The organism is Ralstonia sp. R-29 (assembly GCF_049913345.1).
GTDB lineage: Bacteria > Pseudomonadota > Gammaproteobacteria > Burkholderiales > Burkholderiaceae > Ralstonia.
Genome location: NZ_CP184377.1, coordinates 2,195,841 through 2,213,237 on the forward strand (window position 1 = coordinate 2,195,841; position 17,397 = coordinate 2,213,237).

Annotated in this window: 17 protein-coding genes; 10 read left to right on the top strand and 7 right to left on the bottom strand. The window is 63.8% G+C overall.

From position 1 onward, the window contains the following. Positions 1-58 precede the first annotated feature (58 nt). The 3 genes from ACN9M1_RS10275 to ACN9M1_RS10285 are packed head-to-tail and all read left to right on the top strand — an operon-like array spanning position 59 to position 2,766. Positions 59-952, top strand: coding sequence for an AAA family ATPase (locus ACN9M1_RS10275; RefSeq protein WP_426394088.1), 894 nt, complete (start codon positions 59-61; stop codon positions 950-952). A gap of 13 nt (positions 953-965) precedes the next feature. Beyond that, complete coding sequence (locus tag ACN9M1_RS10280) at positions 966-1,574, top strand: GNAT family N-acetyltransferase (RefSeq protein ID WP_426394090.1); 609 nt, start codon at positions 966-968, stop codon at positions 1,572-1,574. A gap of 16 nt (positions 1,575-1,590) precedes the next feature. Beyond that, positions 1,591-2,766, top strand: a complete 1,176-nt coding sequence (locus ACN9M1_RS10285; RefSeq protein WP_426394091.1) for a vWA domain-containing protein — start codon at positions 1,591-1,593, stop codon at positions 2,764-2,766. 553 nt (positions 2,767-3,319) lie between these two features. Here ACN9M1_RS10285 and ACN9M1_RS10290 read toward each other — a convergent pair. From ACN9M1_RS10290 to ACN9M1_RS10320, 7 genes are all read right to left on the bottom strand, one after another. After that, on the bottom strand, positions 3,320-4,195 hold the full coding sequence (locus ACN9M1_RS10290; protein WP_426394093.1) for a spermidine synthase: 876 nt from the start codon (positions 4,193-4,195) through the stop codon (positions 3,320-3,322). 17 nt (positions 4,196-4,212) lie between these two features. After that, complete coding sequence (locus tag ACN9M1_RS10295) at positions 4,213-4,971, bottom strand: tetratricopeptide repeat protein (RefSeq protein ID WP_426394095.1); 759 nt, start codon at positions 4,969-4,971, stop codon at positions 4,213-4,215. Positions 4,972-5,077: 106 nt separating this feature from the next. Beyond that, the gene (locus tag ACN9M1_RS10300) at positions 5,078-5,587 is read right to left on the bottom strand and encodes a DUF1993 domain-containing protein (RefSeq protein ID WP_426394097.1); all 510 of its coding nucleotides are present in this window, start codon (positions 5,585-5,587) and stop codon (positions 5,078-5,080) included. Positions 5,588-5,804: 217 nt separating this feature from the next. Further along, positions 5,805-6,134 carry an avidin/streptavidin family protein gene (locus ACN9M1_RS10305; RefSeq protein WP_426394098.1) on the bottom strand — a complete coding sequence of 110 codons (330 nt, stop codon included), beginning with the start codon at positions 6,132-6,134 and terminating at the stop codon, positions 5,805-5,807. Positions 6,135-6,850: 716 nt separating this feature from the next. Next, complete coding sequence (locus ACN9M1_RS10310; protein ID WP_426394100.1) at positions 6,851-7,354, bottom strand: DNA-deoxyinosine glycosylase; 504 nt, start codon at positions 7,352-7,354, stop codon at positions 6,851-6,853. 8 nt (positions 7,355-7,362) lie between these two features. After that, entirely contained in the window at positions 7,363-9,285 is a 1,923-nt protein-coding gene (gene htpG / locus ACN9M1_RS10315) for a molecular chaperone HtpG (protein WP_426394101.1), read from the bottom strand. Between the two features lie 102 nt (positions 9,286-9,387). Then, positions 9,388-10,941 (bottom strand): PLP-dependent aminotransferase family protein, encoded by a 1,554-nt coding sequence (locus tag ACN9M1_RS10320; protein WP_426394103.1) that lies wholly within the window; start codon positions 10,939-10,941, stop codon positions 9,388-9,390. A 54-nt stretch (positions 10,942-10,995) separates the two neighbouring features. Here ACN9M1_RS10320 and ACN9M1_RS10325 point away from each other — a divergent pair, with 54 nt between their 5' ends. The 7 genes from ACN9M1_RS10325 (at position 10,996) to ACN9M1_RS10355 (ending at position 17,377) form a co-directional block, all read left to right on the top strand. Further along, on the top strand, positions 10,996-11,715 hold the full coding sequence (locus tag ACN9M1_RS10325) for an alanyl-tRNA editing protein (RefSeq protein ID WP_426394105.1): 720 nt from the start codon (positions 10,996-10,998) through the stop codon (positions 11,713-11,715). A 13-nt stretch (positions 11,716-11,728) separates the two neighbouring features. After that, on the top strand, positions 11,729-12,670 hold the full coding sequence (locus ACN9M1_RS10330) for a DMT family transporter (protein ID WP_426394107.1): 942 nt from the start codon (positions 11,729-11,731) through the stop codon (positions 12,668-12,670). Between the two features lie 41 nt (positions 12,671-12,711). Next, the gene (locus ACN9M1_RS10335) at positions 12,712-13,182 is read left to right on the top strand and encodes a RidA family protein (protein WP_426394109.1); all 471 of its coding nucleotides are present in this window, start codon (positions 12,712-12,714) and stop codon (positions 13,180-13,182) included. Between the two features lie 120 nt (positions 13,183-13,302). After that, the gene (locus ACN9M1_RS10340) at positions 13,303-14,493 is read left to right on the top strand and encodes a PLP-dependent aminotransferase family protein (RefSeq protein WP_426394110.1); all 1,191 of its coding nucleotides are present in this window, start codon (positions 13,303-13,305) and stop codon (positions 14,491-14,493) included. A 43-nt stretch (positions 14,494-14,536) separates the two neighbouring features. Beyond that, positions 14,537-15,178 (top strand): glutathione S-transferase family protein, encoded by a 642-nt coding sequence (locus ACN9M1_RS10345; RefSeq protein WP_426394112.1) that lies wholly within the window; start codon positions 14,537-14,539, stop codon positions 15,176-15,178. Positions 15,179-15,269: 91 nt separating this feature from the next. Beyond that, a complete protein-coding gene (locus tag ACN9M1_RS10350; protein ID WP_426394114.1) occupies positions 15,270-16,556 on the top strand; it encodes an MASE1 domain-containing protein in 1,287 nt (428 codons plus the stop codon). Positions 16,557-16,564: 8 nt separating this feature from the next. Continuing rightward, complete coding sequence (locus ACN9M1_RS10355) at positions 16,565-17,377, top strand: alpha/beta hydrolase (RefSeq protein WP_426398846.1); 813 nt, start codon at positions 16,565-16,567, stop codon at positions 17,375-17,377. The last annotated feature ends 20 nt before the right edge of the window (positions 17,378-17,397 follow it).

Sequence of the window (17,397 nt, forward strand, 5' to 3'; positions counted from 1 at the left end):
GGCCAAATGCTCTTATACTGGCCGTTTCCCAATCTTTTACCGCTCAGTAGGCTTGACGATGAACACCACTACCTCGCCTGCCGCATCCGGCCAGCGTGCGCGCTTCGAAGGCTCCGAACAGTACGTCGCCACCGATGACCTCAAGCTCGCCGTCAACGCATCGATGACGTTGCAGCGCCCGCTGCTCATCAAGGGCGAGCCGGGTACGGGCAAGACCATGCTGGCCGAGGAAGTGGCCGCCGCGCTGGGCATGCCGCTGCTGCAATGGCACGTCAAATCCACCACCAAGGCGCAGCAAGGCCTGTACGAGTACGATGCCGTCTCGCGCTTGCGCGATTCGCAACTGGGCGACAAGGAAAGTAGCCAACGAGTCCACGACATCCGCAACTACATCGTCAAGGGCGTGCTGTGGCAGGCGTTTGAGGCGAACCAGCCCGTCGTGCTGCTGATCGACGAGATCGACAAGGCCGACATCGAATTCCCGAACGACCTGCTGCGCGAGCTGGATCGCATGGAGTTCTACGTGTACGAGACGCGCGAAACCATCCGCGCCAAACACCGCCCGCTGGTCATCATCACGTCGAACAACGAGAAGGAGCTGCCCGACGCCTTTCTGCGCCGCTGCTTCTTCCACTACATCAAGTTTCCGGATGCGGAAACGATGCAAGCCATCGTGGATGTGCACTACCCGGGCATCAAGCCGGCGCTGGTCAAGGCCGCGCTGGACGCGTTCTACGAGATGCGCAACCTGCCGGGGCTGAAGAAGAAGCCCTCGACCTCCGAGCTGATCGACTGGCTCAAGCTGCTGCTGGCTGAAGACATTCCGCCGGAATCGCTGCGCAGCCAGGACAAGAACGCGGCCATTCCGCCGCTGCACGGCGCGCTGCTCAAGAACGAGCAGGACGTGCATCTGTTCGAGCGCCTGGTCTTCATGAACCGCGCCAACCGCTGAGCTGGGCCGCAACATGTCACGCCTGATCGAACCCGTCACGCTGTCGGGCCAGCACGCCTGGCTGGAGCCGCTCGGCGCCGAACACGTGGACGAAGTCCGCGCCGCAGCCGCCGACGGCGATTTGTGGAAGCTCTGGTACACCTCCGTACCTTCGCCAGATAAGACCGTCGACTGGCTGGCCACTGCGCTGGACATGCGCGAGCGCCTGGGTGCCATGCCCTTCGTCGTGCGCGAGATGCGCGACGGGCAACCCGGCAAGGTGGTCGGCGCCACACGCTTCTTCAACGTGGATGAGGCCAACCGCCGGCTGGAAATCGGCCACACGTGGTATGCCAAATCGGTGCAGCGCACGGCCATCAACACCGAATGCAAGTTGCTGCTGCTTACGCATGCGTTCGAGACACTGCGCTGCATTGCCGTGGAATTCCGCACGCACTGGATGAACCACCAAAGCCGCGCCGCCATTGCCCGCCTGGGCGCCAAGCAAGACGGCGTGCTGCGCAATCACCAGCGCATGCCCGACGGCAGCTTCCGCGACACGGTGGTGTTCTCGATCATCGAATCGGAATGGCTGACCGTGAAACGCCATCTGCAATACAAGCTGGAGCAGCCGCGCGGCTGAACGCCGGAGGATCCCCATGCTCATCGATTTCTTCTTTACCCTGCGGCACGCCAAGCTGCCGGTCTCGGTCAAGGAATACCTGACGCTGCTCGAAGGGCTCAAGCAGCAGGTCATCGCACCGTCACTCGACGAGTTCTACTTCCTGGCGCGCATGACGCTGGTGAAGGACGAAAAGCACTTCGACAAATTCGACCAGGCCTTCGGCGCGTACTTCAAGGGCGTGGAAGGCGCAGTCGACTGGCGTGCGGACATTCCGTTGGACTGGCTCACCAAGAAGCTCGAGCGTGAACTCTCGCCGGAAGAGAAAGCGAAGATCGAAGCCATGGGCGGCCTCGACAAGCTGATGGAGCGGCTGAAGGAACTGCTGAACGAGCAGCACGAGCGCCACGAAGGCGGCAACAAGTGGATCGGCACCGGCGGCACGTCACCGTTCGGGCACGGCGGCTACAACCCTGAGGGAATCCGCATCGGCGGGCCATCCAAGGGCAACCGCACGGCGGTCAAGGTGTGGGAAGCGCGCGCCTACAAGGATTACGACGACACCGTCGAACTCGGCACGCGCAACATCAAGGTCGCGCTGCGCCGCCTGCGCAAGTTCGCGCGTGATGGCGCAGATATCGAACTGGACCTGGACGACACCATCCACTCCACCGCCGCCAACGCCGGCCTGCTCGACATCAAGATGCGCCCCGAGCGGCACAACAACGTCAAGGTGCTGATGCTGATGGACGTAGGCGGCTCGATGGACGACCACATCAAGCGCGTGGAAGAGCTGTTCTCTGCGGCCAAGACCGAGTTCAAGCACCTGGAGTACTACTACTTCCACAACTGCGTGTACGAGCATTTGTGGAAGAACAACCGGCGCCGCCATGCGGAGCGCTTCTCCACGTGGGACGTCATCCGCAAGTACCCGCCCGACTACAAGCTGATCTTTGTGGGCGATGCGACGATGAGCCCGTACGAGATTCTGCAGGCCGGGGGCTCGGTGGAATACAACAACGCTGAGGCCGGTGCGGTGTGGCTTAAGCGGTTGATTGAGCAGTTTCCGAAGTTTGTCTGGCTCAACCCGGAGCCGGAGGGCTTGTGGGAGTACCGGCAGTCCATCTCGGTTATCAACCAGATCGTGAAGACGCGGATGTATCCGGTGACGATTGCTGGGTTGGAATCGGCGATGCGACTGCTGTCGAAGTGATGGGCTGTGATTTGGGGTTTGGGCCTTGGTGGTCCATCCCTTGTTTCATCCCCTGCCGGGGCTGACTCACTTTCTTTGTCTTGCCAAAGAAAGTAAGCAAAGAAAGGCGCGCCCGATGCGGCGACAACCTCCTTGAATTTCTGTCGCAAGGAGGGAGGGGAGGCAAACTCGCTGCGCTCAGACAAGCCTCCCCTCTTTTTCCTCCTTGCAACAGAAATTCAAGGCGCCGCATAGGGCAGGAAAGTCAAAGGACAAAAGCCAAACCCTCGGGGCACCAGCCCAAACGACAAGGCCAACCTCACGATGGGTTGGCCTTTTTCTTTTGACGTTGAGCCCTTGATGGCGCCTTGAATTTTCGTAAGCAGGCGGAAAAAAGACCGGGAACTGTCTGAGCGAAGCGAGTTTTCCCGGCCTCCGCACGGTTACGCAAATTCAAGGAGTCTGTCGCCATCTCGGGCGCGCCTTTCTTTTGCTTACTTTTCTTTGGCAAGACAAAGAAAAGTGAGTCGGCCCCGGCAGGGGACGATACCGGGGATGGACCACCAACAAAAAATCAAATCGCCAGCGCGTCCTCTTGACCAGCATTAGCGTTACGCAACCCCTCAACCCACCCCTTAGTCGGCAACTTAAGCGAAGCCTGCAGCGCAGCAGCACGTTCCTGCACGGCCTCCCAACTCACCTGCAGGGGCGGCCCATTGAACGCCAGCGCAATCACATTCCCGTCATGGACTTCGGGGAAGACCAGCACGCGGTTATCAAACGCATCGCAAATCCGCTCGATATTGCGCGGGAAGCTGGTGTGGTCACCAAACAGGTTGATGGTCATCACACCCGGTGAGCGCAGCACCTGCCGGCAGGCCTTGTAGAACGCGGGCGTATCCAGCACCGGCCCACGCGCCGTGGCGTCGTACAGGTCGATCTGCAACGCATCGACAGTGCCATGGTGGTTGGCATCCATCACCCAATCGTAGGCGTCCTGCTCCAACACGTTCAGGCGCGCATCGTTGAACGGCATGTTGAACATGCTGTGTGCCGCGACGATGACCGAGGGATTCAACTCCACCGCAGTCACCTGCGCGGGCGCGAGTTGGCGGTGGCAGAACTTGGTGAGCGCCGCTGCGCCCAGCCCAAGCTGCACGACATGGAAATCCGGCCGCGAAGCCGGGTCAAGAAACAGCAGCCACGCCATCATCTGCCGGGCGTACTCCAGCTCGATGGCGTCGGGCTTGGACAGGCGCATGGCACCCTGCACCCACTCGGTGCCAAAGTGCAGATAGCGCACGCCAGCCAGTTCAGAGAACGTGACCGGGGCAAAGCGCGGCGCCATGCGCTTCGGTTCGTCATCGTGGTCCAGGCGGTCTTCGCGCTTGGCGCGGGCCGGGCGGCGCGAGGCCACTGCCTCGATGGATTTGCGTTTCAACAGCGTCATAAAACGATTCAGGCGGATCAACGGGAAGACGATTGGGCAGCTTGCGCGCGCTGCAGCCATTCGCGATTGTGGTCTTTGGCGTAGCGCGTCCAGTGTTTGGCATCGCGCAGGATCTCTTCAAACAGGGCCTGGGCGCGCTGTTTGTCGGCGTCGTTGTTCTGGGCGAGCAGCCATTCGCCGAACAGGCAGCGGGCGGCGGCATCGTTGGCGCACGTCAGGGCCTGCTCGAAGGCCTCGCGGGTGTTGGGTGCGTTCGTCGCGGCCAGCGCGCGGGCGTACAGCAATGTCGGATCGGGCTGCTGACGCGTCACGCGGTGCGCTTCGAACAGGGTGTCGAGCGTGCTCTTGGTGAGCGCTGCATCGCCGGTGGCGAACTGCGCGCGGGCCAAGCCCAACAACACGGCCGGGTCGCCAGCAAAGGGGCCGGTCGCGGCCTGCTCGAAGTGCTCGCGCGCTTCCTTGGCATCGCCGGCTTCCAGCAAGGCTTCGCCCAGGCGAAGGCGGTGTTGCACGGTCGGCGCACGGTCGAAGTCGTTGCGCGCTTCTCGCACGGCACGCTTGGGGTCGATCAGTTGCGTGACGGCGCGGCTAGCAACGCGGGCACCACGCGAGTGGCGCATCTCCGGCAAGTAGATCGCGAAAAAATACACCACGCTGCCAAACAGCGGGAAGGCAAAGAGGATGAACAGCCAGTACATGTTCTGGTTGCTGCGCACGACGTGCACGGCAAAGAACAGCGCGACGATGACGTGAAACCCGATTCCAAGAAACGGCATGTTAAGGCCCGATAACAGACAGCGCCGACACCCCCCGTGCCGGCCACGGGCGCGATTGTGACACGCGCGCAGCCCTTCGGGCCCGCGCGAGCCAGGGCTGCCGCATTCAGGCGCGGCCGAGATAGTCCTGCTTGCCGATCTCCACGCCGTTATGCCGCAGCAGCGCGTAGGCCGTGGTGATATGGAAATAGAAGTTCGGCAGCACGAAGCTGCGCAGGTAGTCGAGTCCATTGAACTGCAGTTCGCGCGTGGGGCTCTTGAGCGTGACCTGACGATCTTCGCTGCCGGAAAAGGCCGCCGCGTCGATGCTGTTGACGAACGCCAGCGTCTTGGCGATACGCGCCTTCAGCTCATCAATGGACGCCTCCGTGTCGGCATACGACGGCACCTCGGTGCCCGACAGGCGTGCGGCGCCACCCTTGGCCATATCGCACACAATCTGCACCTGTCGCGTGAACGAATGCATGTCGGGCGCCAGACGCGCGTTCAGCAGATTGGCCGGGTCGAATTTCTTGGCTTCGGCATGCGCGGCAGCCTTGTCCAGCAGCGCGGTCAGGTTGCCGAGCATGCGGTTGACGGTGGGCACCAGAAATTCGTACATCGACGGGGTGGTCATGTGAAAAGCGCTCCTTGTGTAATGGATGTGGCCGGCGGTACTTGCCTGGCGTTGCGCGTTGGCGCGCAGCGCACAGTGTAGGCGGAGGGTCAGATCGCCGCTCGATGCATCCACAGCGGAGCAAGGGGCACGAAGCGCTATCAGCGTTCACTGAGGACCGGCGCGTGCCACGCCAGCAACACGAGCATCGGAACCCCGAATCGCCGACCTACCTACCCTACCCGGGGATACGCTCGAAGGTGTCTGCGTTAGTCACGACCGCATGCGGCCACGCCTGCTTGTCCGACACAACGTGCCAGACGGTCTGCATCTTGCCCTCGCGCAATACGCCTGTGAACGCGCACACCATGTCGCCCTTGGGCGTCGACCCGGCGAACGCAAACGCAATGCAATCGCCATGGCACGTTCCGACCACCTCGTAGTCCCGTCCAAAGAAACCGCTGTCATGCAGCGCGGTCCGGAATGTGCCGGACAGGCGGTTACCTTCTTCGTTCAACGTCACGACGGAGCCGTATTGGTTCCGCCAGCTTCCAGTCCAGGTTGCCATCTCGCCTCCTCGTCCTGCCGAATAGGTTGGCAGTAGGCACAATGGGCAGCATGGCGCGTACCTGTTCGCGCGTGTCACACAGAGGCGATGGTCGGCATTGCGTGGCAGTCAGCCACAGCTCACGTGTCGACTATGCCCGCAAAAAAACCGGGCCCCGCTTTATAAGTACGTGGGGGCCCGTCGATGGACAGTTGTGCAAACGTCGTTTCGCTTAGCGTGGCGCCGTACTGCTGGACCCAGTAGCTGCCCCGCTCGCGCTGCCGCTTGAGCTTGTGCCAGTCCCATATCCCGGTTGAGACATCGAGCCCCCAGGCGTCACACTCCCTGAGCCTGCAGCCGAACCCGTTCCGCTACCGGCGGCAGTACAGCCGGCCAGAACGCTGGCGATGACAAATGCAAGTGCACTGATTGAAGTTGTCTTCCTCATGTGGTCCTCCATCTTTTGGGTGATCAGTCTTCCCAGGGCACTCAGGTGAGGTTCCTAGGGGACTGTGATGACCCAGGAGCAAACGCCGTTCCAACCCGTCCACATGCTTCGAGTGAAGGGGCAAACATCGAGGGCAAGACATACCGATGGGACATGCAGTGCAGTCGCGCACCAAGCTGATTGGGTACGGGATGGAAAAGACGCGGGCGCAGTCCGCGGTCGGACGACAAGAACGAGAAGCCGCCGCCGCGCTGGGCTTGCTGCCTTGGCTGTATTCGCCCAGACGCTGTCAGTCAGGCATATCCAGCCATGACCGCAGTTGCCGCCAAACGCGCAGCTTTTCGGAGTACGGAACCGTATACGCCGGACTACTGGAAGGAAGCCGCAGGATGTGATGCCGATCACCATGCTGCCCGAGCGCCGTTATACCAATGCGTTCAGCAGTCCCACCATTGAAAGCAATCACAGACAGCTTCGGTAGCGATTCGATTAAGCCCACCAAATCATTGCCGGCGTGGTCTTTGATCTTGCTGTCCAGACTGCCCTCGCGCTTGGCTTCGGCCACCACGTCCCACAATCCAACGTGATGCGCCAGCAGCGTTTGCAACCGCGCGGCATATTGCATGCCACGCAGGTCCTCGCCGATGACGTCGCCAACAAGCTCCCAAAACTTGTTGTGCTTGTAGGCGTAGTACTGCGCTTGCGCAAGCGATGCTTCGCCGGGGAGGCTGCCCAGGATCAACACGCGTGTATGCGCGTCGACCACGGGTGGGAAGCATCGCTTGAGCGTCACGTTGGTCGTTAGGCCAGCAGACGGTTCACGCGTTGCACGTAGGTCGCCGGGTCCGTCAGCGAGCCGCCTTCAGCCAGCAGAGCCTGATCGAACAGCACGTGCAGACGATCTTCAAACGCAGCGCGATCCGTCTCGCTGCTCGTGACGGTTTCTAGCAATGCGAGCTTGCGCACCAGCGGATGCGTCGGGTTCAGCTCCAGCACCGGCTTGCTATCAGGCGCTTGCTGACCAGCCTGCTTGAGCAGGCGTGCCAGCGTGCCGCTGATATCGCCCTCGTCCGCCACCAGGCACGACGGCGAATCCGTCAAGCGATGCGTGATGCGCACGTCCTTGGCCTTGTCAGTCAGCACCGCTTTCGCACGCTCGACCAGCGCCTTGAACTCGCCTTCCACCTTGGCGTGCTCGGCCTTCTCGGCTTCGTCTTCCATGGCGCCCAGGTCCAGATCGCCACGCGCGACCGACACCAGTTCCTTCTCTTCGAAGTCGTGCAGGAACGAGAGCATCCACTCGTCCACGCGGTCGGTCAGCAGCAGCACTTCCACGCCCTTCTTGCGGAAGATTTCCAGGTGCGGGCTCGACTTGGCGGCCGTCCAGTTCTCGGCGGTCACGTAGTAGATCTTGTCCTGGCCTTCCTTCATGCGGCCGATGTAGTCCGTCAGCGAGACGGTCTGGGCGCTGTCTTCGTTGTGCGTAGAGGCAAAGCGCAGCAGCTTGGCGATGCGGTCCTTGTTGGCGTGGTCTTCGCCGATGCCTTCCTTGAGCACCTGGCCGAAGTGCTGCCAGAAGGTGGCGTACTTTTCCTTCTCGGCGGCGTCATCCGACTCGGCCATCGATTCGAGCATGCCGAGCACGCGCTTGGTCGAGCCCTCGCGGATGGCCTTCACATCGCGACTTTCCTGCAGGATTTCGCGCGACACGTTCAGCGGCAGATCGGCCGAGTCGATCACGCCCTTCACGAAGCGCAGGTAGCCCGGTAGCAGTTGCTCGGCGTCGTCCATGATGAACACGCGCTTGACGTACAGCTTCAGACCGCTGCGGCGCTCGCGGTCCCACAGGTCAAACGGCGCGTTGGTCGGGAGGTACAGCAGCTGCGTGTACTCGCTGCGACCTTCCACGCGGTTGTGCGTCCAGGCCAGCGGCTTGCCGTTTTCGTGCGCGATGTGCTGGTAGAAGGCGATGTACTGCTCGTCGGTCACGTCGGCGCGCGGGCGGGCCCACAGGGCGCTGCCTTGGTTGATGGTTTCCCATTCGTCCTGGGGGACCATCGCCTTCTTCTCTTCGTCCCACGTTTCCTTGCGCATCTGGATCGGCAGAGAGATGTGGTCCGAATACTTCTGCACGACCGACTTGATGCGCCAGGCGGAGAGAAAATCGTCCTCGCCCTCGCGCAGGTGCAGCGTGATGGTGGTGCCGCGTTCGGCACGCTCGATGGTGTCGACGGTGAATTCGCCGTCGCCGGTGCTTTCCCAGCGCACGCCTTCATTGGCGGCCACGCCGGCGCGGCGCGATTCCACGGCCACGCGGTCGGCCACGATGAAGGCCGAGTAGAAGCCCACGCCAAACTGGCCGATGAGGGCGGCGTCCTTCTGCTGATCGCCCGAGAGCTGGCTGAAGAACTCGCGCGTGCCCGAGCGGGCGATGGTGCCGAGGTTGCGGATGGCCTCGTCGCGGCTCATGCCGATGCCGTTGTCGGCAATCGTGATGGTGCGCGCGGCGGCATCGAAGCCGATACGGATACCCAGCTCACCGCCGCCTTCGAGTAGCGACGGATCGGCGATGCCTTCGAAGCGCAGCTTGTCCACCGCATCCGACGCATTGGAAACCAACTCCCGCAGGAAGATTTCCTTGTTGCTGTACAGCGAGTGGATCATCAGATGCAGAAGCTGCTTCACTTCTGCCTGGAAAGCCATCTTCTCGTGCGGTGCGCTCATGGTGTGCGTAAAAAGTCAGAAAAGTGGAAAGAGAAGCGGGCTACACCTTGCGCGTGCGCCCGCATGAATTTGTGAGGCTAGATAAGGCGGATGGCTCGGTTTTCAAGCCCCGCGATCGAGCTGCTCGGCCAAGAAGCGGAGCATGTCGGGGTCCGTGCTGGTGGCGATGTTGAAGCGCATCCACGTGGACGGCATCTGCGACGGCGAGAACAGGCTCCCCGGGGCAAACACGTAGCCCTGCTCGTGCCCCGCCCGGGTGATGGCGTTGGCATCCTGCCCGGTATCCGCCCAGAGGAACATGCCTGCGCCCTGCTGGGCAAACAGCTTCAGGCCCATGCGTTCCAGATTGCGCTGAACGCCATCCCGAGCGCGGTCCAAGCGGCCGCGCACCCGGTCGACATGCTTTCGGTACTGGCCTTCGGTGAGGATCTTGTACAGCACGCGCTCGTTGATCTCGGGCGTGGTCAGGCCCGCCAGCAGCTTGCCGTCGGTCAGATTCTTGGCCAACTCCGGGTGGCAGGCGATAAACCCCACGCGCAAGTTGATCGCGAGCGTCTTGGAAAAGCTGCTCAGGTAGATCACCCGGCGCAACTGGTCGAGGCTTGCCAGGCGCGTGCCCTGGTGCCCGGGCGGCGCGAGGTCGCCATAAATATCGTCTTCGACAATCAGAAAGCCGTACTGCTCGGCCAGCCTCAACAACTGGAACGCCTTTGCGGCGGAGAGCGACGTGCCCGTCGGGTTATGCAGGATCGAGTTGATGATCAGCAGCTTGGGCCGGCGCACCTGCACCAAGCCCTCCAGCGCAACCAGGTCCGGCCCTTCCGTGGTGTACGGCACGCCAATCACCTGTGCGCCCTGCGCGGCAAAGCGGCCGAACATCAGGAACCATGCTGGATCGCCCACCAGGACCGTATCGCCGGGCTGCACGTACTGACGCGCAATCAAGTCCAGCGATGAGGTGATGCCCGAGGTCACGACAATCTGCTCAGGGCGCGCGCCAATCTCCAATTCCGCCAGACGCGTCTGCAACTGCTGGCGCAGCGGCAAGAAGCCCTGCGGCAAACCCGGCGCCAGAAACTGGTTGCCGTTCTGGCGGCCCAGCGTGCGCAAGGCGTTGGCGATCAACTCTCCGTCCAGCCAGCCGTTGGGCAGAAAGCCGATGCCCGGCGACTTGCGCGGCTCGGCCGACAGAAACATGTTGCGCAACAGCCAGGTCACGTCGATCTTGCGCCCGACTGCCTGCAGCGGCGGGGCGGGCTCCTCGGGCAGCGGCGTTTGGCGCTCCTTCACATAGAAACCCGAGCCGCGGCGCGATTCCAGATACCCCTGCGCCACCAGCCGCTCGTACGCCTCCACCACGGTGAAGCGCGAAATGCTTTTCTCCTGCGCCAATTGCCGGATCGACGGCATGCGCATGCCGGCTCGGAAAACACGCTCGTCGATGCGCATGCGTGCCCACTCGGTCAGCTGATCCACCAGCGTCATCTGCGCCGAGGGGATCGGGTCGGGCAACTGCTCTGCCGCCGGGCGGGCAGCCGCTCGCCGGGCATCCAGGCTGACGATTTGGGAGGAAGCGGTCATGACAAGGTGGGCAAGGAGGAACCGAAAACTGTACAGAAAGCGCCACGACAAAGTGTACAGGTACTGTACAGACACACTTCGGTACGATCAAGGTCAGAAATCCGCCCCCAGCGAATCGGAGACCCCGCCATGCCAACGCTCAAACGCTTCGACGAAGACGCCTACCGCACCACCTGCGACGCCACCGTTGTTGCCGTACACCCGGAGGGCATCGAACTGGACGCCACGGTGTTCTACGCCCGCAGCGGCGGCCAGGCCGGCGACACCGGCACCCTCGCGCTGGGCGACGGCCAAACTATCGCGATTGCCGACACCGTCTACAGCTCCGATCGGCAGACCGTGCTGCACGTGCCGGCTGAGGGCGCGGACGTGAGCCGACTCATCCCCGGCACGCCCGTCACCGCTTCCATCGACTGGGAGCGCCGCCACCGGCTGATGCGCTTGCATACGTGCCTGCACCTGTTGGGCTCGCTGATCCCGGTGCCGGTCACGGGCTGCGGCATCTCGCCGGATTCGGGCCGCATCGATTTCGACCTGCCCGAATCGACGCTCGACCGCGACACGCTCACCACGCAACTCAACGAGCTCATCGGCCGCAATACGCCGGTGCGCATCGACCTGATTACGCCGGAAGAGCTGGCAGCGCAGCCGGAACTCGTGCGCACCATCGGCGCTGCGCCGCCGGCGGGCGCGTCGGCCATCCGCATCATCCATATCGACGGCATCGACCGCCAACCCTGCGGCGGTACCCACGTGCGCGCCACCGGCGAAATCGGCCGCGTGGTCGTCACCAAGATCGAGAAAAAGAGCCGCCAGAACCGCCGCGTGGCGGTGGCGTTTGCCGATTGAACGCACGCGCCCCATGAACAAATCCGCCACCCTGCCCCTGCACCACACGCCTGACCACGCCGAACGCCGCGGCTTGCTGCTCGGCTTCATTGGCGTGGCCATCTTCAGCCAGACGCTGCCATTCACGCGCATGGCTGTCGCCGAGCTGGATGCCACCTTCGTCGCATTGGCGCGCGCGGTGCTGGCGAGTGTGCTGGCACTCGGTCTCTTGGCGGCCACCGGCGCGTTCTCCGCCGCCAAACGGCCGCGCGGCGCCCAATGGTGGCAACTCGCTGTCACGGCGATGGGCGTGGTGGTCGGCTTTCCGCTGTTCTCATCGCTGGCAATGCGCGATGTGCCGGCCGCGCATGGCGCCATCATCACCGGCCTGCTGCCACTGGCGACTGCCATCTTTGCCGCGTGGTTCGGGCGCGAGCGGCCATCGACGGGGTTCTGGCTGTGCGCGGTGGTGGGCAGCGTGCTCGTCGTCTCGTTTGCGCTGCTGCGAGGTGCCGGCACCCTGCACCGGGCGGACTGGCTGCTCTTCGCCGCCATGGTGACGGGCGCTCTCGGCTATGCGACCGGCGGCCGGCTCGCCCGCGAACTGGGCGGCACGCAGACGATTGCCTGGGCGCTGGTCGTCTCGCTGCCGGTGCTGTTGCCGATGGTGGGCGCGCTGGCGTGGCTGCCGTCAACGCATCAGGCCGAAGCACTGGCGCACGCGTCGTCCCGCGCCTGGATCGGAATGGCTTACGTGTCAGCCTTCTCCATGTTCATCGGCTTCCTGTTCTGGTATTCGGGCCTAGCCGCGGGCGGTGTGGCACGGGTCGGCCAGATACAATTGCTGCAACCTTTCATGACGCTGATCGGCGGCTGGCTGTTGTTGGGCGAGTCGCTCGACGTGGCTACCGTGCTGTTTGCGCTGGCAGTGATTGCCGTGGTCGGCATCGGCCGGCGGACTTCGGTGCGCCGCTAGCGTCATCTCTCCGTCTCACCCCAACACACCAAGGAGTTTTCATGACCGCTTCGCACGACGCCCAGGCCAAGCTCAAGCAACTCGGCATCGAACTGCCCGCTGCCGGCGCGCCCGCCGCTGCCTACGTCATGGCCGCGCAAACCGGCAACCTGGTCTTCCTGTCGGGCCACATTGCCAAGAAAGACGGCAAGCCCTGGGTCGGCAAGCTCGGTGCGGACATGACCACAGAAGAAGGCAAGGCCGCCGCACGCAGCATCGCCATCGACCTGATGGCCACGCTGAACACCCACCTAGGCGGCGACCTCGCCCGCGTCAAGCGCATCGTCAAGGTCATGAGCCTGGTCAATTCCACGCAGGAGTTCACCGAGCAGCACCTAGTGACCAACGGCGCATCGGAACTGCTGGCCGAAGTGTTTGGCGACGCCGGCAAGCACGCCCGCAGCGCCTTCGGCGTCGCGCAGGTTCCGCTGGGCGCCTGCGTCGAGATCGAGCTGATTGCAGAAGTCGCTTAAAGCCCGCATTTGCCCCGCACTGCCCGTGCAACGCCGGGGCATCCCCTGCTATTCTTTTCGTTTTGCCCACCTGTGGCGCCCGCTCACGAGGTGGGCGCCGCGCAACACTAGGACCACACCATGGACCACACCGCCTGCACCTTCTCCAGCCGTGCGCAAAAACTGACCAGCTCGGCGATCCGGGAAATCCTGAAGATCACCGAACGCCCCGAGGTGATTTCGTTTGCCGGCGGCCTGCCTTCGCCGGTCACCTTCCCGGTCGAGGCGATTCAGGCGGCGTGCGCCCGCATGTTTGCGGACAACCCGCAGGCGGCCTTGCAGTACGGCCCGACCGAAGGACTGTCGGGCCTGCGTGAATGGATCGCCCAGCGTCATGGCACCACGGCGTCGCGCGTGCTGATCACGACGGGCTCGCAACAGGGCCTGGACCTGCTGGGCAAGATCTTCATCGACCCGCAAAGCAAGGTGATGGTCGAAACGCCCAGCTACCTCGGTGCGCTGCAATCGTTCTCGCTGTTCGAGCCGGCCTACGCATCGGTGCCCAGCGACGACAAGGGCCTGCTACCCGAAGCGCTCACGCCCGAGTTGACCGCCGGCGCGCGCTTCTTCTACACCATTCCGAACTTCCAGAATCCGACTGGCCGCCGCCTGCCGCTGGACCGCCGCCAAGCCCTGGTGGCCCGCGCAAAGGAACTCGGCGTGCTGCTGGTGGAAGACGATCCGTACGGCGAACTGAGCTACACCGGCGATCAACTGCCCTCGCTGCGCTCGCTCAATCCGGACGGCGTGGTCTACATGGGCTCGTTCTCGAAGATCCTGGCACCGGGCATGCGCCTGGGCTACATCATTGCGCCCGAGCCTATCCACTTCAAACTCGTGCAGGCCAAGCAGGCTGCCGACCTGCACACGCCGAGCTTCACGCAGCGCGTGGCGTACGAAGTGCTGAAGACGGGGCTGCTCGACACGCACATCCCGACCATCCGTGACCTCTACGGCAAGCAGTGCGAAGCGATGCTCGATTCGCTCAAGCGCCACATGCCGGCCGGCGTGCACTGGAACCGTCCGGAAGGCGGCATGTTCATCTGGGTGGAAGTGCCGGAAGGCATCGACACGATGGCGCTGCTTGAAAAGGCCGTCGCGCGCAACGTGGCATTCGTGCCGGGCGCGCCGTTCTACGCCAATGCGCCGCGCCGCAATACGCTGCGCCTGGCCTTTGTGACCGTCCCGCCGGAGCGCATCGAACAAGGCATCACCGTGCTGGGCGAACTGCTAGGCGCGGAAATTGCAGCGCTCACGCCCAAGGCTGCCTAAATCAAGTCAGTACGTCACTCAATCAAGAAAGGAGCCGTCGTCGATGTTGCGGATCTGGGGAAGACTCTCTTCGGTCAACGTGCAGAAAGTGGTCTGGTGCGCGCGTGAGCTATCGCTGGACCATGAGCGTATCGACGTCGGCGGCGCCTTCGGGGGCGTCAATACGCCGGAATTCCTGGCGATGAACCCGAACGGCATGATCCCCGTCATCGAAGACGGCCTGAACGATTCCGGCGATACGCGCTTCGTGCTGTGGGAATCCAACGCCATCGTGCGGTATCTGTCGGCACGTTATGGCCCGGGCAACCTCTATCCGCTCGAACTGCATGAACGCGCCGACGCCGACCGCTGGATGGATTGGCAGACCACGACGTACAGCCCCTCGATGGTGGATGCATTCCTGCAGCTCGTACGCACGCCGGAAGACCAGCGCGACGCCGCGCTGATCGAGCGCTCGCGCAAGGCAGCGGAACGTACCACCGCCATCCTCGATGCGGTGTTAGCCAAGCAACCCTACGTCGCCGGCCAGCGCTTCACCATGGCAGACATCGCCTGCGGCTGCGCCACGCACCGCTGGCTGGGTCTGCCGATCGACCGCCCCGCACGCCCCAACCTTGAACGCTGGATGACCCAACTGCGGGATCGGCGGGCGGCGCAGGAAGTGCTGGCGTTGCCGGTGGTGTAAGCCTCCGCCCAACCCACCTGCGGTAGCATCCTCAACCGCGCACGGTGCATGCCACCGGCGCGGTTTTTTGTTTCGATCGAGGGAACCTCGAATGCCATTCCAGAAAGCTTCCACCACCGTCGCCACCCTCCTGTGGGGCGCGCTCTACCTGGTTGCCGCCATCGTGTCACACCGCCTGAACGGGCCTGTCGACATGACGGGGTATGTCTGGCTGCCGGCGGGCGTGGCCATGGCCGCGTTCATGCTGCGGTCCTACCGGGAATGGGCGGGGCTGGGCGCTGCGTTTGCCGTGGCGCAACTGGCGCTGGCCGCCATCGAGCGCACCAACCCGGCGCACGCCATGCTGTTCGTGCTCGACGAGGCAGGCAGCGCGGCGCTGGCCGTGGCCCTGGTGCGACTGGCACGGGTACCGCTCGAAGGCTTGTACTTCGTGCGGGCGATGTTGGTGGCCGGCGCCATCAGTGCGGTCTCCGGGGCGCTGTTTGGGGCGGCCTGGTTTGCGTGGTCGCAGGGCGGCGCCTTTGGGCACGTGTTCCGCATCTGGGGCGCTTCGGACTTCCTGGGCGTGCTGATCGTCACGCCGGTGCTGGCGGCATGGTCGCGCTTTCGCGCGTTTCGCTCGGGCGGCACGGACCGCGCCGATTTCCTGCTCGGGTTGGCAGCGTTCGTTGCGCTGGCGCTGTCGGCGTACGCGATCTTCGACGGCAACAGCGTCACCAAATTCGGCAGTGGCGTCGGCTTTGCGCTGACCTATGTGCCCCTGTTCTTTGCCGTGGTGGTGGCGCTGTTGTGGGGTGGCCGCGGTGGTTCGATGGCGGTCTTGCTGCTGACACTGGTGGCGCTCATGCAAACCGCCGAAGGCGACGGACCGTTCGCCGTGCTCGATCGCCACTACGGCCAGTCGCTGCTGGAAGCGCAGTTGTACCTGGGCATTGCCGCGCTGCTGGTGCTGCTGGTGAGCGCGCTCAAAACCACGCGCGAGCAACTGCACGAACAAAGCGCGCAATGGCAGAACCGCGTGGAACTGGCGCTCGCGGCATCGAGCCAGCTCGTCTACACCATTGACCCGGCCAGTGGCCGTATCGAGTGGGGCGGCGATGTGGTCCTCGCCTTCGGGCATGCGCCAGAGAGCATGGCTTCCGTATCGACCGTGCTGCAGCTCGTGCACCCCGATGACCACGACGCGCTGCGGGCGCGCTGGCTGGGGGCAACCTCGCTCGACGACGAAGCCTCGACGCCCGCGCGTCGCCAGACACTGCGCATCACCGCACGGGATGGCACGTTGCACACCGTCGTCGATACGGGCGGGCCACTCACGGATGCCATGGGCAACACGGCGTTGGTGGCCGGGACGTGGTCGGTCGAGACCGCGCTGTGACATCCACTCTGCACGGCAGCACCGCCGTGCTGCTGATCCACGGCCTGGGCGGCACGGCCTATGACCTGGGCGTGCTGCAAAAGGCGCTGCGCAATGCCGGCGCGGTCACGTACGCGCCCACCCTGCCCGGCCACGGCACGCACCCGGAAGACTTGATTGGCACGCCTGCCGAGGCGTGGCTTGAAACGCTCGCGCAAACGTATCACCAGCTCATCGCCGAACACGACACCGTGCACATCGCCGGCATGTGCATGGGTTCACTGTTGGCACTGGTGCTGGCGCAGCGCGTGCGGCACGGCGTGGACCACGCGCCCGGCAAGCTCGCGCTGCTGGCCACGCCCATGTACGTCGACGGCTGGTCGACACCCTGGTATCGAGCGCTGCGTCACGTGGTGTATCGCGTCCCCGGCATGGCTGCGCGCATGCGTGTGGAAGAAGACGAGCCATTCGGCATCAAGAACCCGTTGCTCCGACGGATCATCAAGGCCAAGCTCGCCCGTGGCGACAGCTTCCACTACCCGTGGGTGCCGCTCACGTGCATTCGCGAGGTAGATCGGCTGCGCGCGTGGGCGCATGCCGCCGCGCCGCAAACGCATTGCCACACGCTGGTGATCCACGCCCGGGAAGACGAACTCACCAGCCTGCGTTCGGCCGACACACTGCAAGCCACCCTACCCAACGCACGTACCGTGGTGCTGGAAAACAGCTACCACATGATCTGCGTGGACAACGACCGCGATCAGGTCGCGGCCGAGGTGCTGGGTTTCTTCGGATTCGATCCGGCAACGGTCAAGCGCAAGAGCCCCGCCATTGCCGATTGATCGGTAGATCAAGCGGCAGA

What these genes read in the sequence shown, in the direction of transcription:
- htpG (WP_426394101.1), bottom strand. Translation starts at nt 9,285, where the DNA reads ATGAGCGCACCGCACGAGAAGATGGCTTTCCAGGCAGAAGTGAAGCAG.
- ACN9M1_RS10275 (WP_426394088.1), top strand. Translation starts at nt 59, where the DNA reads ATGAACACCACTACCTCGCCTGCCGCATCCGGCCAGCGTGCGCGCTTC.
- ACN9M1_RS10325 (WP_426394105.1), top strand. Translation starts at nt 10,996, where the DNA reads ATGCCAACGCTCAAACGCTTCGACGAAGACGCCTACCGCACCACCTGC.
- ACN9M1_RS10330 (WP_426394107.1), top strand. Translation starts at nt 11,729, where the DNA reads ATGAACAAATCCGCCACCCTGCCCCTGCACCACACGCCTGACCACGCC.
- ACN9M1_RS10305 (WP_426394098.1), bottom strand. Translation starts at nt 6,134, where the DNA reads ATGGCAACCTGGACTGGAAGCTGGCGGAACCAATACGGCTCCGTCGTG.
- ACN9M1_RS10285 (WP_426394091.1), top strand. Translation starts at nt 1,591, where the DNA reads ATGCTCATCGATTTCTTCTTTACCCTGCGGCACGCCAAGCTGCCGGTC.
- ACN9M1_RS10340 (WP_426394110.1), top strand. Translation starts at nt 13,303, where the DNA reads ATGGACCACACCGCCTGCACCTTCTCCAGCCGTGCGCAAAAACTGACC.
- ACN9M1_RS10300 (WP_426394097.1), bottom strand. Translation starts at nt 5,587, where the DNA reads ATGACCACCCCGTCGATGTACGAATTTCTGGTGCCCACCGTCAACCGC.
- ACN9M1_RS10345 (WP_426394112.1), top strand. Translation starts at nt 14,537, where the DNA reads ATGTTGCGGATCTGGGGAAGACTCTCTTCGGTCAACGTGCAGAAAGTG.
- ACN9M1_RS10290 (WP_426394093.1), bottom strand. Translation starts at nt 4,195, where the DNA reads ATGACGCTGTTGAAACGCAAATCCATCGAGGCAGTGGCCTCGCGCCGC.
- ACN9M1_RS10350 (WP_426394114.1), top strand. Translation starts at nt 15,270, where the DNA reads ATGCCATTCCAGAAAGCTTCCACCACCGTCGCCACCCTCCTGTGGGGC.
- ACN9M1_RS10335 (WP_426394109.1), top strand. Translation starts at nt 12,712, where the DNA reads ATGACCGCTTCGCACGACGCCCAGGCCAAGCTCAAGCAACTCGGCATC.
- ACN9M1_RS10295 (WP_426394095.1), bottom strand. Translation starts at nt 4,971, where the DNA reads ATGCCGTTTCTTGGAATCGGGTTTCACGTCATCGTCGCGCTGTTCTTT.
- ACN9M1_RS10280 (WP_426394090.1), top strand. Translation starts at nt 966, where the DNA reads ATGTCACGCCTGATCGAACCCGTCACGCTGTCGGGCCAGCACGCCTGG.